13 protein-coding genes and 3 pseudogenes are annotated in these 15,686 nt (G+C 35.1%); 10 read left to right on the top strand and 6 right to left on the bottom strand.

Annotated features, from left to right (window positions below; genetic code table 11):
* Nucleotides 1-384 precede the first annotated feature (384 nt).
* Nucleotides 385-1,137, top strand: a pseudogene (locus tag GW534_RS13570) (IS110 family RNA-guided transposase); the annotation flags it as partial.
* A gap of 190 nt (nucleotides 1,138-1,327) precedes the next feature.
* Here the strand turns inward: GW534_RS13570 and GW534_RS13565 are convergent.
* Entirely contained in the window at nucleotides 1,328-2,941 is a 1,614-nt protein-coding gene (locus tag GW534_RS13565; protein WP_161921541.1) for a gamma-glutamyltransferase family protein, read from the bottom strand.
* 446 nt (nucleotides 2,942-3,387) lie between these two features.
* Between GW534_RS13565 and GW534_RS13560 the strand changes: the two genes are divergently transcribed.
* A complete protein-coding gene (locus GW534_RS13560) occupies nucleotides 3,388-3,987 on the top strand; it encodes a mannitol dehydrogenase family protein (protein ID WP_312854678.1) in 600 nt (199 codons plus the stop codon).
* A gap of 184 nt (nucleotides 3,988-4,171) precedes the next feature.
* Here GW534_RS13560 and GW534_RS13555 read toward each other — a convergent pair whose 3' ends face one another.
* Entirely contained in the window at nucleotides 4,172-4,843 is a 672-nt protein-coding gene (locus tag GW534_RS13555; protein ID WP_161921540.1) for a helix-turn-helix transcriptional regulator, read from the bottom strand.
* Nucleotides 4,844-5,250: 407 nt separating this feature from the next.
* Between GW534_RS13555 and sdaAB the strand changes: the two genes are divergently transcribed.
* From sdaAB to GW534_RS13515, 8 genes and pseudogenes are all read left to right on the top strand, one after another.
* Nucleotides 5,251-5,946, top strand: coding sequence for an L-serine ammonia-lyase, iron-sulfur-dependent subunit beta (gene sdaAB / locus GW534_RS13550; RefSeq protein ID WP_161921543.1), 696 nt, complete (start codon nucleotides 5,251-5,253; stop codon nucleotides 5,944-5,946).
* 26 nt (nucleotides 5,947-5,972) lie between these two features.
* Complete coding sequence (gene sdaAA / locus GW534_RS13545; RefSeq protein WP_161921539.1) at nucleotides 5,973-6,851, top strand: L-serine ammonia-lyase, iron-sulfur-dependent, subunit alpha; 879 nt, start codon at nucleotides 5,973-5,975, stop codon at nucleotides 6,849-6,851.
* 91 nt (nucleotides 6,852-6,942) lie between these two features.
* A complete protein-coding gene (locus GW534_RS13540; protein WP_161921538.1) occupies nucleotides 6,943-8,265 on the top strand; it encodes an aromatic amino acid transport family protein in 1,323 nt (440 codons plus the stop codon).
* Nucleotides 8,266-8,485: 220 nt separating this feature from the next.
* On the top strand, nucleotides 8,486-9,262 hold the full coding sequence (locus tag GW534_RS13535) for a transporter substrate-binding domain-containing protein (RefSeq protein WP_161921537.1): 777 nt from the start codon (nucleotides 8,486-8,488) through the stop codon (nucleotides 9,260-9,262).
* Between the two features lie 99 nt (nucleotides 9,263-9,361).
* Nucleotides 9,362-10,027: an amino acid ABC transporter permease gene (locus GW534_RS13530; RefSeq protein ID WP_161921536.1), complete on the top strand. Its 666-nt coding sequence runs from the start codon at nucleotides 9,362-9,364 to the stop codon at nucleotides 10,025-10,027.
* The gene (locus GW534_RS13525) at nucleotides 10,014-10,736 is read left to right on the top strand and encodes an amino acid ABC transporter ATP-binding protein (RefSeq protein WP_161921535.1); all 723 of its coding nucleotides are present in this window, start codon (nucleotides 10,014-10,016) and stop codon (nucleotides 10,734-10,736) included. Before GW534_RS13530 ends, GW534_RS13525 begins: the two co-directional genes overlap by 14 nt.
* 446 nt (nucleotides 10,737-11,182) lie before the next feature.
* Nucleotides 11,183-11,755, top strand: a complete 573-nt coding sequence (locus GW534_RS13520; protein ID WP_161921534.1) for a hydantoinase/oxoprolinase N-terminal domain-containing protein — start codon at nucleotides 11,183-11,185, stop codon at nucleotides 11,753-11,755.
* Nucleotides 11,756-11,954: 199 nt separating this feature from the next.
* Nucleotides 11,955-12,383: pseudogene (locus tag GW534_RS13515) on the top strand (aconitase family protein); the annotation flags it as partial.
* 225 nt (nucleotides 12,384-12,608) lie between these two features.
* On the opposite strand, the pseudogene GW534_RS13510 reads toward GW534_RS13515, so the two are convergent.
* From GW534_RS13510 to GW534_RS13495, 4 genes and pseudogenes are all read right to left on the bottom strand, one after another.
* Nucleotides 12,609-12,741 (bottom strand): annotated as a pseudogene (locus GW534_RS13510) (IS256 family transposase); the annotation flags it as partial.
* Between the two features lie 146 nt (nucleotides 12,742-12,887).
* Nucleotides 12,888-13,364 (bottom strand): hypothetical protein, encoded by a 477-nt coding sequence (locus GW534_RS13505; protein ID WP_066247761.1) that lies wholly within the window; start codon nucleotides 13,362-13,364, stop codon nucleotides 12,888-12,890.
* A gap of 328 nt (nucleotides 13,365-13,692) precedes the next feature.
* Nucleotides 13,693-14,610 carry an SAR2788 family putative toxin gene (locus GW534_RS13500; protein ID WP_161921533.1) on the bottom strand — a complete coding sequence of 306 codons (918 nt, stop codon included), beginning with the start codon at nucleotides 14,608-14,610 and terminating at the stop codon, nucleotides 13,693-13,695.
* Between the two features lies 1 nt (nucleotide 14,611).
* Complete coding sequence (locus tag GW534_RS13495; protein ID WP_161921532.1) at nucleotides 14,612-15,436, bottom strand: S8 family serine peptidase; 825 nt, start codon at nucleotides 15,434-15,436, stop codon at nucleotides 14,612-14,614.
* Between the last annotated feature and the right edge of the window lie 250 nt (nucleotides 15,437-15,686).

Below are 15,686 nucleotides of genomic sequence, written 5' to 3'. Positions count from 1 at the left end.
TCCCAGGGGCTGTTCGACCTTCCTTCACTTCTACTATAAAAAAATAGTAGCACAAACCTTGGCCTAGGTCTGTACTACTAATGTTAGTATGTTTTTTTGGTACAGAGGGACGGGTTCGGTGTTTTATCCAGGCGTGCTGATACGGGGGGACAGACATTAATGAAATGTAAATTCCACAATGCAGAATGAAAAGGTTATTTAATTGATGCCTTGTCAATGATGTTGATAGTCGAGTGCTAAAGCCGACGGACCGTGATGCATAAGCTCGAGGGACAGACTGGTTTTAAAGGCTCAGTGCACAATATATTGTTGCCAAGAGCACGAAGGGTAGATTGCACAATATGCCTTGAAGCTCGACTACATTTATCATTGGAGGTATTTGTAATGGAAGCAATTCATCCTATTGCTTGTGGGCTTGATGTTCATAAGAACAGTATTACTGCCTGCATTTTGGTTGAGCGCAAGAAATATCTTCGGACATTTGGTACCATGACCGAAGATTTGTTTGAGTTGCTTGATTGGATTAAAGATATGGGTTGTCCTATTGTCGCAATGGAAAGTACAGGTGTCTATTGGAAGCCTGTATATAACCTATTAGAACTATCAGATATTAAAGCACTAGTTGTGAATGCGAAACATATTAAAAATGTTCCTGGAAGAAAGTCCGATGTAAAAGATGCTCAATGGATTGCACAATTACTTCAACATGGGCTTTTAAAAGGTAGTTATATTCCAAGTAGAGAACAACGTGAACTTCGAGAACTTGTTCGTTATAGACGGAGTTTAGTTGAGGAGGTCTCACGTGAATCTAACCGAATTCAAAAGGTACTTGAAGGTGCAAACATTAAACTGGGCTCTGTAGCTTCAAATGTGTTAGGCGTTTCTGGAAGGAAGATGTTACGTTCCTTAATTAATGGTGAAGATAATCCGGAAATTATTGCTGAACTCTCTTTAGGTAAACTTAGAAATAAAATCCCAGAATTAAAGAAAGCCTTGAAGGGATTGATAGGTACTCATCAACAGTTTATGTTAAAAACACAATTAAATCATATAGAGTACCTAGAGAAACAAGTTGAAAGTATCGATAGAGAAATTTCAAGGCGTTTAGAAGAGTGTAAAGAAGACTTAGAACTAATGAAACAGAGGGACAGGTCCCATGTATCAGAAAATGGTACGACGGACCCGTCCCCTTGTATCCGACGGACCCGTCCCCTTGTATCACCCTTTCCTTGTACCTCCCCTGGAATGAAAAAGAGAGACAGACCCGGTGAATCAAAAAATGGAACACCGAACCCGTCCCCCTGTACCAAACTACCCCTGTACCAAACTACCAAGCGGTGACGGTACCGTCTGTTCGGGATTCAGAGGCGCCGATGAGTACGCCGGTTTTGTTGTCGCGCCAGATGATTTGTCCGCGGCCAAAGCTATTCGGTTCTAGTTGGATTTGGATGTTATGTCCTTTTCGAGCCAACGCTTGTGCGATATGATGTGGGAAGCGGTCTTCTACATGAACAATTTTCTCTTTCACCCATTGCCAACGGGGAGCATCTAATGCTGCTTGTGGATGAAGTCCAAAATCAATTGTATTCATAATGACTTGGACATGGCCTTGAGGTTGCATAAAGCCACCCATAACACCAAAAGGACCAATTGCTACATTATCTTTCGTCAAAAATCCAGGAATGATCGTATGATATGTTCGTTTCCCGCCTTCTAATGCATTGACATGATTCCAATCAAGTGTGAAGTTATGTCCACGGTTTTGTAAGGCAATTCCTGTTCCAGGTACGACGATACCAGACCCGAATCCCATATAATTACTTTGAATAAATGAAACCATATTGCCTTCGCTATCCGCTGTTGCTAAATACACTGTTCCGCTTGAGCTTGGCTCTCCTGCTTCAGGCATCATCGCTTCGTCACCGATTAATGCCCGGCGTTTTTCCGCATAGGATTCATCTAATAACTGTTCAACGGTGACATTCATTCGCTCTCTTTCCGTGACGTATTTTGCTGCATCGACAAAGGCGAGTTTAATTGCTTCAATTTGTTTATGATATGTATCGACCGAATCTTTACTATGAAATTCGTATCCTTTTAAAATATTTAATGCTTGTAACGCAACAATCCCTTGTCCATTTGGTGGAATTTCCCACACATCATAACCTCTGTAATTGACACTAATTGGTTCAACCCATTCAGGTTGGTAAGTTGTCAAATCTTCCTCTTTTAAAAATCCACCAGTCTCTTTAGAAAAGGTACTAATTTTCTCCGCAAGTTCTCCTCGGTAAAAAGACTCCCCATTCGTTTCAGCGATTGATTGTAAGGTTTTTGCATGATCAACCGATGCCCAAATTTCACCAACTTGTGGAGCCCGTCCCTTTGGAGCAAAAGTTTTAAACCAATATTGAAAAACAGGATTGGTTAACGTGTTTTTAAACTTTTCGTATGCAAATCTCCAATATCTACTTAATGTGGGGGAAACTGGAAATCCTTTTTCTGCATATGTAATTGCTGGTTTTAACAATTCGTGAAATGGAAGTTTACCAAACCGTTTTGATAACTCTGCCCATGCAGCAGGTGCGCCAGGTACGGTTACTGGAATCCAACCATGGGCTGGAATTTCGGAATGACCTAATTCTTTAACAGCATCAATTGAAATGGACATCGGGGATGGTCCGCTCGCATTTAAACCGTGTAATATCCCTTTTGTCCAAACAAGGGCAAAGGCGTCCCCGCCAATCCCGTTCGATGTCGGTTCGACAACGGTTAAAGCTGCAGCTGTGGCAATCGCTGCATCGATGGCATTTCCACCTTTTTTTAAAATGTCTAACCCAGCTTGTGCAGCAAGTGGTTGTGATGTTGCAACCATACCATTTTTTGCATAAACTGAATTTCGTGAAACGGAGTAGGGATTTGATAAGTGGTTGAATGATAACATACCAATTCTCTCCTTATATTTGTTTAATAAGCTAAAAGTATAGATTTCTAACTAATTGTTTAAATTTTCTAATCTCTTTTTATTATAGGTTACTTATATTTTTTTAGTGAAATATTTTAGTAAATTAATATTTGTTCACTAATTTGACAATTTTTGCTATTGATATAAAATAAAATAGAGTACAAGTATACAAACACTCTATAGAAACTAGTATACTTTTAATGGATTTGTGTAAGCGATTGTACCATGGATAGAAAGGGATTATATTTGTTGTGAGACTGCTGCAATCGTTGAAGAAAAGTTAAAAGAAATAGGCTTTACCGATGCGAACATAATTTATCGTGAAAAAAGATCACCAATTGCACCGTTTGTAAACGCTGAAGAGACAGGGTATTTAGTGATTGAGGATAACTTTCCGAACGGACGTCCACCGTTAAAAAGTTGGTGTGTATTTAACAGACAAAAAGACCGTCGATTTAGTAGAACGGATGAAGGGGTGTACTTGTTTAAATCCATTACATACTGCTTTAGCAGTTTTTGGATGTTTACTAGATTACGATACAATTGCAGCTGAGATGCAAGATAAAGATTTAAAAGCGCTAGTTGAACGAATTGGTTATGATGAAGGCATGAAAGTAGTAGCGAACCCAGGAATAATTGATCTAGAACAATTTATAAAAGAAGTCATTGAAATTCGGCTACCGAATCCAAACATTCCCGATACGCCACAAAGAATTGCGACAGATACATCGCAGAAACTAGCGATTCGGTTTGGAGAAACGATTAAGTTGTATAATGAAAGAGCGGATTTGGACGTGACTCAGCTAACGTTCATTCCGCTTACGATTGCCGCTTGGTGTCGTTATTTACTTGGAATTAATGATAAAGGGGAACCGATGAAATTAAGTCCAGATCCACTTTTAGAAGAACTGCAAACACTTCTTAAAGACATTAAATTTGGTGATTGTAAAACGGTCCAGAAACGCCTACTTCCGATTTTATCCAACGAGAAAATTTTCGGTGTGAATTTATATGACGTGGTTTAGGAGAGAAGGTTGAACACTTCTTTCGTTTATTGATATCCGGACCAGGTGCTGTAAGAATAACTTTACAAAGTATGTTAATAGCTGTAGGAAAATAAAGGGAATAAAAAAAGGCTGTCTATTGTTTGTTAGGGAATACACAATAAGCAGCCTTGTTTTTATTTTTTTAAAATGAATAGTTTCATGCTTAATTATTATTTTCCTCTAATGATACAAGTCGTAAATAACGATATACACTTGATTCCGACATCCCCATAACCTTGGCAACTTCAGTTATCTTTCCTTTAATTTCAAAAATACCATATTCTTTCAATTTCGAGATTGCTTTTTGTTTTTGTTCGGGAGATAATTGTGCACCCGATTCAATAATATCTTGATCAATGACGGAGTAAATGATGTTATTGATATTTTCGGAAAGTGTTTCAACGGGTTGTTCCTGTGCAGCTTTCTCTTCAATATATTCGATGTCCCAGTTTAAGTTTGCTAGATTTAAAATATCTTTTGCTACTTTTCGATAGGCATCGGCATCAAAGTTTATACATAATAGACCGACTAATTTTCCTTCGTGGTCTTTTATAAACATTGTTGAAGAACGAAACTTTTTCCCTCGTGGTCCTTCGCCTACATAATTGACAACATGATCTTTTTCTAAATATACTTTTTCCTCAATTAATTTCCTTGCGTAATTCGTCAGAGGACTATTTAAAGACCTTCCACTTAACTCGCCATTTACGATATGTCCAATATGTGAACCGCCATCTGGGTGTAAAATATGCAGTACTAATTCATATTTAGGTCCAAGCAGTTCTCCAAAATAGTTCATAATATTTTTATAATGTCGAAAAAGTTCTTTATCCAAACCAACAGTCCTCCTCTTTACATATCCAAAGTATTTTGTTGTGAAATCTCTCTTTATATAAATGATATTAATAGAAAAATCATGGTTTAAATATTAAGAAAAACCATAAAAAGCTTCTTTATATAAAAATAATTATACCATAGTCTTCCTTGTATAATAAAAAATTGTTACAAAAATAATATTTTATTATCACTTATTGACAATTTATTTTTACTGTGATAATTTTTAATTAAGATAATAATTTATTATCTTAATAATTTTTTATTACTTGCATTATTATTAAATTTTACACAAATAGATTAGAAGTTTAAAAGAGTAGTATTAGACATGGGCATATTTTTTTCTACATAAATGGAAACCCTTACAGGTTAAGCGGATTGTATACAAATGTGAATCGAAAAGGAGGTTTGGGTATGAACGTTGTTGTGAAAGAAAAAAAGGTAATAAACTATAAAAGTTGTTTTGATGTGATTGGACCAGTGATGATTGGCCCATCTAGTTCTCATACTGCAGGTGCTTTAGCTATTGGATTAGTTGCAAATAAATTATTACAAGGTTACCCAAAAAAAGTTGTTGTGAAATATTATGAATCATTTGCAGAAACCCATAAAGGGCATGGAACGGATTTTGCAATTATTGCTGGGGTGTTAGGTTTTGCAACGGATGATCGTCGTGTTCCTGACTCTATTAAAATAGCAAAATCGCAAGGGATTGAAATTTCCTTTATAGAAGAAACAGGGGAAAGTCCCGCTGGTCATCCTAATACAGCAGACATTTATTTAGAAAATGAAAATCGATGGATCCGTGTTGTTGGAATTTCCGTAGGTGGTGGATTGATTAAAGTAAAACATATTGACATAGATGGGTTTAGTTTAGACTTGGAAGGATCATTGCCAATCATGATCGCAATTTCTGAAAAAGTGAATCTTGAACTTGAACTACGAAGAATACTGAAATCGTACGATGTGGAAATAAATGATAGTTTATATATGGAAAAGAACGGAAAATATTTGTACGAATTTGATTTAAATTCGCAATTGAATGATGAAGCGCGTGAAGAATTAAACAAACTCAATGATATAGCAAAAATAATCATTCTTTAAATGACGCCAGAAGTGAGGGAATCAACATGTACACATCTATTAAAGAAATAGTAGAAGCAGCAAAGACAAGACAAAAACGAATTTACGAATTGGCAATTGAACAGGAAATGGAAATGACGAAAGCTACCTATGATGAAATTTGGGAACGAATGGATAAAAATTTAAAAACGATGGAAGACGCGGTGAAAAGAAGTACTGAAGGTGATGGTGTGTTTTCACCTACGGGACTAACTGGTGGAGACGCCGTAAAAATTAAAAAATACCGTGAAAGTGGGAAAACGTTATCTGGCGATTTAATGATGTTAGGTGTGCAAAATGCTGTCGGAACTAACGAAGTGAATGCCGCAATGGGCGTGATTTGTGCAACACCTACGGCGGGAGCAAGTGGAACAATACCTGGTGTACTGTTTGCCATTAAAGATAAATTAAATTTAAGGCGCGAAGATCAAATACACTTTCTTTTTACAACAGCTTTGTTTGGCATGGTTGTGGCGAATAATGCTTGCATTTCCGGAGCGATGGGAGGATGTCAAGCTGAGGTAGGAAGTGCTTCGGCTATGGCGGCAGCTGCTGCAGTAGAAGCTGCGGGAGGAACACCAGAGCAATCGTCCCACGCCTTCTCAACTGCCTTACAAAATTTACTCGGACTAGTATGTGATCCAGTAGCAGGCTTAGTGGAAATTCCATGTGTCAAAAGGAATGCCGTTGGAACGGCAAATGCGTTAGTTGCAGCAGATTTAGCCTTAGCGGGTGTAAAAAACTTAATTGATGCAGATGAAGTCATTGAAGCGATGTACCAAGTAGGTAGACGTATGCCGCGTGAATTAAGGGAAACAGGTTTAGGTGGGGTTGCTGCCACACCAACAGGAATTGCAATTCGGAACAAAATCTTTGGAAAAGAATAAAAAAGTATTTTTATCAATGTATGCAATTGTGAACCATTAAACAAAAAATAAAGGTCGATATTTTCGTACAAATTTAAGGGGGAAAAATGAAATGAATGGAAATGCAGCGGAAGCATATCAACCTGAAGAAACTTCAGTAAAACAGTACAAAGACCCAAATAAATGGCATATGCAAGACACAACTTGGGCCATGAGTCTTTTTGGGACAGCAATAGGGGCAGGGGTTTTATTTTTACCAATAAATGCAGGATCTGGTGGGATTCTATCTTTACTATTATTAACTTTACTCGTATTCCCAATTGTGTATTTTTCACATCGTGCCATGGCAAAAATGATTTACTCTTCCGAATCAGCTGGTGAAGGAATTACAGCGACAGTAAATGAATACTTTGGTAAAAAAGCGAGTGTTGTATTTGATATTGTCTATTTCTTTTCAATCTATGCAATTTTATTAATGTACTCCGTTTCATTAACAAATACAGCAACGAGTTTTATCGAAAATCAATTGAACATGACAGCACCACCAAGAATTATTTTGTCATTAGTTTTAGTTTTAGCTCTTATTTTTATCGTAAACTTTGGTCATGATGTGACTGTTAAAGTAATGAGTTGGATTGTATATCCATTTATCGCGGCACTTATCTTGTTATCTTTATACTTAATTCCACAATGGGATGTTGCAAATTTAAGTTTAGCAGGTAATTTTGCCAATGCAGACGGTGGGTTTGATTTTATGGATTTATTAAAAATTACGTGGTTTATCCTGCCGATTATTGTATTCTCGTTTAACCATTCACCAATGATTTCCACTTTTGTTGTTAAACAACGGGAAACATACGGTATTGAACATGTGGACCGAAAAACTGCGCAAATCCAAAAAGTTTGTTATGCAATCACGATTTTTGTTGTATTATTCTTTGTTTATAGTTGTGCATTAAGTGTGACTGCTGGTGACCTGGCTCTTGCAAAAGAACAAAACTTGCCAATTCTTTCATACCTTGCAAATAAATATAGCATGCCATTATTCGCCATTGCTGCACCGCTCATTGCAATCGTAGCGATTACAAAATCTTTCCTTGGCCACTATGTAGGGGCATTTGAAGGTATGGAGCACCTTATTAAAGAAGGAGCTAAATCACGCGGGAAAAAATTAAATAATAAAACTGTTAAAAACATAATTGTTGGATTTATGATTGTTACTTGTTGGATTGTAGCTTATGCAAACCCAAGTATTCTAGACTTGATTGATATGATCAACGCACCACTTATTGCCATTATTTTATTCTTATTACCGATGTATGCGATTTATAAAGTTCCTGTATTGGAAAAATATAGAAAACATATTGGTAGCAATACATTTGTAATTATCGTAGGTCTTCTCGTTGTATTATCTAGTATAAAAGCATTATTCTAATATATTAAAAATCAAGACAGAGTATTCAATACAAAAATCATTCACCTTTTTACGTATTTATTTGTTATAGAAACAAATGTTAGTAAAAGGGTGAATTTTTTTTATAAAATTTTTTTAATAAACTATTGAAATTTTATTCTCTTAATGGTATAAATATAAACATCAACTAATTTTTATGCAAATAAATGTATAAATATAAAAACAAACGGGGGACATTATTATGAAAAAAGTTTTAGGTAAATTATTAATGTTAGTTCTAGTTATTGGTTTATTAGCGGCATGTGGTAATAATGATGGAGACTCTAGTTCTGTGTCTTCAGATGGAGATAAAAAGGTAATAAGAATGGCAACTTCAGCAGACTATGAACCTTTTGAATCAATTGATGAAAACGGCGAATTCGTTGGCTTTGATATTGATTTAGCAAAAGCAATTGCTGAAGAATTAGGTTACGAATTACAAATAACAGATATGGACTTTAACGGTTTAATCGGTGCATTACAATCTAACAAAGCAGACATGGTTCTTTCAGGAATGAACGCGACAGAAGAACGTAAAGAAAACGTTGATTTCTCTATTGAATATTTACCAGCAAACTCTACATTCATTACAGCACCAGATAACGCAATTACTAGTTTAGATGATTTAGAAGGTAAAACAGTAGGTGTTCAATTAGGTTCTATTCAACAAGAAGGTGTTGAAGAATTAAAAGACGAATATAACTTAGAAATTAAAGTTGTTGATAAAGCACCACTTCTAGTACAAGAAATTTTAGCTGGCAAAATTGATGTAGCTTACGTTGATAAAGACGTAGCAGAAGGATATATTGAAGCTGAAGGTTTAGTTGGTTTTGATGATCCATCAACAAGTGCACCAGGATATGCGATTGCATTCCCTAAAGGTAGTGAACTAGTTGATGACGTGAATAAAGTTTTAGAACAATTTAAAGAAGACGGTACAATACAGCAAATAATTGATAAATGGGGTTTAGGTCAATAATATAATATGAGACCGATCAGTCGGTGGTAATAAACCTTAAATGGTTTACCACCGATTCTTATTGTTTGTTATAATAAATTTAAAAAAGAGGTTTTCGGTATGAACATAGATTTTGGTCAATTAGTTCCGTGGATTCCCTACATTTTAGGCGGAATTGGCGCTACGTTAAAACTCGTTGTTGTTTCTATTATTTTGGGTTTAATATTAGGTACATTACTTGCCTTATGTAAATTGACAAAACAACCGATTTTAAAAGGCTTTGCTAATGCATACACATCCATCTTCCGTGGTACACCGTTAATTCTACAATTAGTCATTATTTATTTTGGTATTCCTCAACTTACAGGCTTCGATATCGGTGCTTACGAATCTGCAGTTTTAGCATTTGGTTTGAACTCCGGGGCCTATGTTTCCGAAATTATTCGTGCAGGTATTTTAGCTGTTGATAAAGGGCAAGTGGAAGCGGCACAAGCTTTAGGAGTACCATATAAAGACATGATGCGCCATATTATCCTGCCACAAGCCGTTAAAAATATTTTACCAGCGATGATTAATGAATTTGTTACGTTAACGAAAGAGTCTGCGATTGTATCCGTTATCGGTTATATGGACTTAATGCGTCGTGCGGATTTCGTTAGTGCAAAAATATATGCAAGTTTCGAACCTCTACTATTTGTCGGGTTAATTTACTGGGTCATGGTATTCATTTTAACTTCGATTGGTAGTTGGGTGGAACGGAGGTTAAGACAAAGTGATCAGCGTTAATTCAATTTCCAAAGTTTTTGGTAAAAATACCGTATTAAAAGAAATCAGTACAACGATTAAAAAGGGAGAAGTTGTGACAGTAATCGGTCCATCTGGTTCCGGGAAGTCAACGTTCCTTCGTTGTTTAAATTTACTTGAAACACCGACATCGGGTGAAATCATTATCAATGGTGTAAAGATTACCGATCCGAAGGTGAATATTTTAGAAGTTCGTCGAAATATTGGCATGGTGTTCCAACAATTTAATTTGTTCCCACATATGACAGTGCTCGATAATGTGACATATGCACCGAAAACCGTTCGGAAAATGGCGAAGGAAGAAGCAGAGAAAATTGGAAAAGACTTATTAGCAAAAGTAGGACTTTTCGATAAAATCGGAAGTTACCCTAATCAGTTATCAGGTGGGCAAAAACAAAGGGTAGCCATTGCGCGTGCATTAGCGATGGAACCAGAGATTATGCTATTTGATGAACCAACTTCCGCCCTTGACCCAGAAATGGTAAAAGAAGTATTGGATGTTATGAAAGACTTAGCTGAATCAGGGATGACAATGGTCATTGTTACCCATGAAATGAATTTTGCAAAAGAAGTAGCCGACCGCATCATCTTTATCGATGAAGGTAGAATTTTAGAAGAATCCGATCCGGAAACGTTTTTCACTGCGCCAAAAACCGACCGGGCGAAGGATTTCTTGTCGAAAATTTTATAATAAGAAAAATAACGCTTGTCCCTCGATCAATGTTAAGGGGCAAGTTTTTTGTTTTGAACAATTTAAATATATCTATTAATATCTAATCAAACTTTTTTAATATATATGCTTTTATATTTATAATTCCACTTTTTCCCTATTGAAATTAATTAATTCAGCCTATTAAAATTTACTAAAAAATCTTTTATTGTATACAAAACTATATAAAAAATATTTTAACAAATCAGAATAGTATAAATATAATTATGGTTAGTGCTTACTTATTTTACATAGTATACATCCGATTGTATACAATATTAATTTTATGAAAGGAGTGATTATGACTTATTAATATCTAATAGCAAGAGAGAATTGAAAATAAAAACATACAACATTTCTAAGGAATAGGAAAAAAGTCATAAAAGATTATAGAAAATGGTTTTAGGAAAATTAAAAGAGGGGTTTCTTTGAAGTACAATGTTGGTGTCGATGTTGGAGGTACTTTTACAGATGTATTGTTAACAAATACTGATACTGGGGAATTAATAATAGAAAAGGTATTGTCCACTCTGGAAAATCAGGCATTAGGAGTAATTGAAGGTCTTCAGAAAGCCTGTGAAAAAGTCGGTATTTCCTTTTCAGATCTTCATTTAATTTATCATGGAACGACAGTAGTCACAAATTTAATTTTAGAAAGTAAAGGTGCCAGAGTAGGGTTAATTACTACAAAAGGTCACGAACATATCTTGCATTTAGCACGCTCTTGGACTCCTGGACCTCTTTATGGATGGATGGCACTGGAAAAGCCCGACCCGTTAGCGGATCTTATCGATACACGCGGAATAAGCGAAAGAATTGATGCTAACGGAAATATAGTCGAACCACTAAATATCGACTTATGCCGTCAACAAATAAGGGATTTAGTTGAAAGTGGAGTCAAATCAATAGCTGTTGTTCTATTAAACTCTTATGTTAACCCTCAACATGAAATTCAAATCCAAAACCTCATCTATGAAATGTACCCAGAATACACAAAATGAGTTTGCTAGAACATATTTAAGATTGCTTGAGGAAACAAAAACGACAGATGTTATTTCTGCATTATTAGAATTACAAATTGAAGCCGATCAATGGTTGGAGACCGAAAATGTTTCCGTAAAGGACCGTGAATTTGAATATTATATCGATTGCCGTTATTACTTACAAAATATCAATATCCCTTGTAAGGTAACGATATTTGAAAATACACCAATGACAGAGATCGAAATTGACCATGTTTTTATTGGTTCTTGTACGAATTCACGACTTTCAGATTTACGGAAAGCGGCTGAAATCGTTCGCGGCAAAAAGATTCATCCAAATATAAAACGGGCAATCGTTGTTCCCGGTTCGTGGGTTGTAAAAGCCGAAGCGGAAAAAGAAGGCATCGATCAAATTTTCAAAGATGCAGGATTCGAATGGCGTGATTCGGGATGTAGTATGTGTATTGGAATGAATGAAGATGTTGTTCCTCCCGGTGGAAGGTGTGCTTCTACGTCAAACCGAAATTTTGAAGGAAGACAAGGTAATGGTGCACGTACACATCTTGTCAGTCCTGAAATGGCAGCGGCAGCAGCAATTGCAGGTCGATTTATCGATGTCCGAAAATACGAGGAGATCTTGTCGTAGGAGGGACTAAATGTATGGAGGTAATACGAAAGCATACCGAATTTATATATCCATTAAATCGGGATTTATCGGTTGAAACGTAGTGAGAAAGATGTTCATTTTAATGATGGAAAAAATGAACATCTCTTTTTTTATGAAAAATTTATGTGATTTGTGGGTAGTGAACAGGTCACCGCATTATTTATATAATGTGAAAATGGTTCGAGGGACCTGTCCCCCCGTACCGAAGTCTAAAAAGAATGTTAGTTCTGTCGCAAGTAACGTATTCACTGCCGTTTCTAAATGCGTACGGAAAACCTCGGTGATATCTTGTTTTTTTGACTAGTGCATCGACAAGCTCTGTTGTAAACTGATTCATAGGGAGACCTCTTTTCTGTGAATTTTTTGCGATAACTCAATTCTATCAAGAAAAGGTCTTCCTTTTTTATCATTCTATTCATTTACACAAAATATTTCATACTCCCAAAAACTTTTTTAAATCATACTCCCTTTAAATATTGTAAGTTAATATTTGTTTTTTAGTTCTTTATAGGCTTTTAATTGTTGCTCCATCATTTCAACAGAATCGTGTTGAATGGCATTTGGATCCTTCTGAAGAAGTCCTTTAAAGTAGCGTTCATATTCTTTAAAGAAAGCTGTAAGAAAATCTTCAAACTCACCTTGAAAGGCGATTTCTGTTGTATTGTCGTATTCACTGTAGGCTTTAATAATAAGCAATTTACCAGTTTTGTTTAAAGTATATTCCATTGCATTTTCATAGGTTTCAAATCCATTAGAAAAAGATGTATGGTTTTCTTTTAATTCCAAAAGAATTTTCCCCATACCTAAAAGCAAGGCGTCATGGAAAGTGGAATTACAAAGTTCTTTTTTTTCCCCATTTTGCTGCACAAAAATAGATAAACGACAGGCTAAATAGTCATCTATATTAAAAGGTTGTCCAATCATTTCATCATATAATTCAACAAAAAAAGATATTTTCATTATAATAACTCCCTCTTTAAATGTTGAGATATCAACGGTTTAACCCGTTTATACCTTATTAAAAAAATATTTTTACTGATATATATTTTAGTATTTTACATTACTTTAATGATTTACAGTTTGAGGATACGCTTCTGCTTGGCAATATCGCTGCCAATTACTAACGTGTTTTTTCAAGAACTTGATTAATTTTATGGTTTGTACTAAAATTCATATGATAGAGTCCTCTGTGTGATGATGGGTCAATGAGCGTTGACACTCATGCATCATACTAGAGGGCTTTTATTTTTTCAAGACCCGAAAATCCTTCTAACAGGATTGCTCCTTATTATTTAACTTTTATCACACTTTTTCCGGACAACGGGTACGCAGTGACAATCATACCATCTTTATCAACAATGACTTTCATTTTATTTATACCATACTTATTTAGGTTATATTCATAAGATTTATAACCATTAGCTGCTTGACCTTTATAAGTACCTTTTTGTAAAGATTCCATAATAATATTTTTAATTTGAGATTCAGATAAGTTTTTGGGGAATAATGTATCGCCCTTTTTAGCACCTTTGCCCAAAATATGTCCATTCTTTATATGTTTCCATCCTTTGCTAGCATTACCTTCAAATAGAACGCCTCGACTATTGTGCTTTAGAATTTTCCCCATGTTACTGGCAACTTTAATAGATTTTTTCGCGAGACCTTTAATTGCTAAACGAACAACTTGAGAACCTATAATATATGCAACATAAGGAACCGCTGAGGCAGATACAACTGAAGAATCATAAATTGTGATTTCACCAGTTTCTTTATCAATAAACTCTATAATAAAATTTTCATCATCTATAACATTAATATTTAAATCATACTCTTTTTCAATTAAATCCCCCTTTTCTTCATATGTAATGTTATACTGGGCAGTATTCTCTTCAGGTTGTATTTCTAAAGTAGTATCCACATCATAGTTATATGTTGAAACTTTACTTTCTATAATAATCCTATCATTCTGAACATTTAAGTTAGAAACTTCTAGTTCAGTATCCTCAGCAGTATTAAACTCTTCTTCAAGTTCTTGGACAATTTCTTCTGTTTCGTCTGCTGCATAGTTAAAAACTTCTTGAATATTACTTTCTACAGATGCAGGAACTTCATTTTCAGAGGTAGCAGCATATACATTACTTGCAGTTGGTCCAATACTTAAAAAACTTAAAGTAAAACATAATGAGATAATCAATAGTTTTTTCATTCTAATCCCCTTTTTTTAATGTTAATAATCCATTTCCGTATTCTGATTGTTTGCCCAAAGGTTTTGCGTAGTCTTTTAAATGCTTGAAATAAGAAGTTCGATCTATTTTTTGCTCGCTTAAGAGTTGTGCAATAATTCCCGTTGCATAAGCTGTTGCATATGATGTTCCATCAAGACTTTTATCTCTCATTTTATTAATTTTTACAGCTTGTACGTTTATACCAGGAGTAACATAGTCAACTTTATTTTTTGCAGCCGTTGGATCTCGTTTTAAGTTTTTGTCAATCGAGCTAATAGATAATACCTCATGATAGCGAGCTGGATAGTCCGCTTCAAATCCAAGGTTATTTCCAGCAGCTGCAACAAAAATAATGTTCTGTTCATAGCCTTTCTTGATTGCCTCGTGTAATGCTGGATCATCCTTTTGAATGCCAAAACTCATATTGATAATATCCACTTCATGCTTTATTGCCCAATCAATTGCAGCAACAATATCTGAAATTGAAGAATTTCCATTTTCATCCAAAACATTAGCATCATAAAAAACAACATTCTTAAATACACCTTCTACAGGATTCAATAAACTTTTTTTGGCGCCAATAATACTTGCAATAGCAGTACCATGACCGTAAGAATCATTTGAACCGTTTCCATTAAAAGTTTCCGCAACTGTCACATTAGCTTTTTCAGCTTGAATACCACTATCAATAAGAGCTATTTTTATAGGGCGTTTACTAGCTGTTCCTTCAATGTTTTGAAAGTCAATTACTTGTAATGCCCAATTTGTTTTATTGGATACGTAAAGTGTATAAGTACCGAATACCAATAAAATACTTGCATTCAGAAGAAATATTTTCTTTATAGATTTTCCCCCCTTTAAAGGGCTGATATCGTATCTGCACAAAGTCTTATAATTTGTGAAAGGCTAATATTTGGGCGTTATAAATCCTCAGAATCGTAAATACCACCCAGTTGCTTAATTAGAAGATTTTTCTTTTTTTCGTTTAAACAGTAATTCTAAAAATTATAGTCATATAGAAATATAGCAAATGATTAAATTGTTGTAAATATTATAA

The organism is Pallidibacillus pasinlerensis, from assembly GCF_009996845.1.
Classification (GTDB): domain Bacteria; phylum Bacillota; class Bacilli; order Bacillales; family Caldibacillaceae; genus Pallidibacillus; species Pallidibacillus pasinlerensis.
This window is presented reverse-complemented; position numbering and strand designations above follow the sequence as displayed.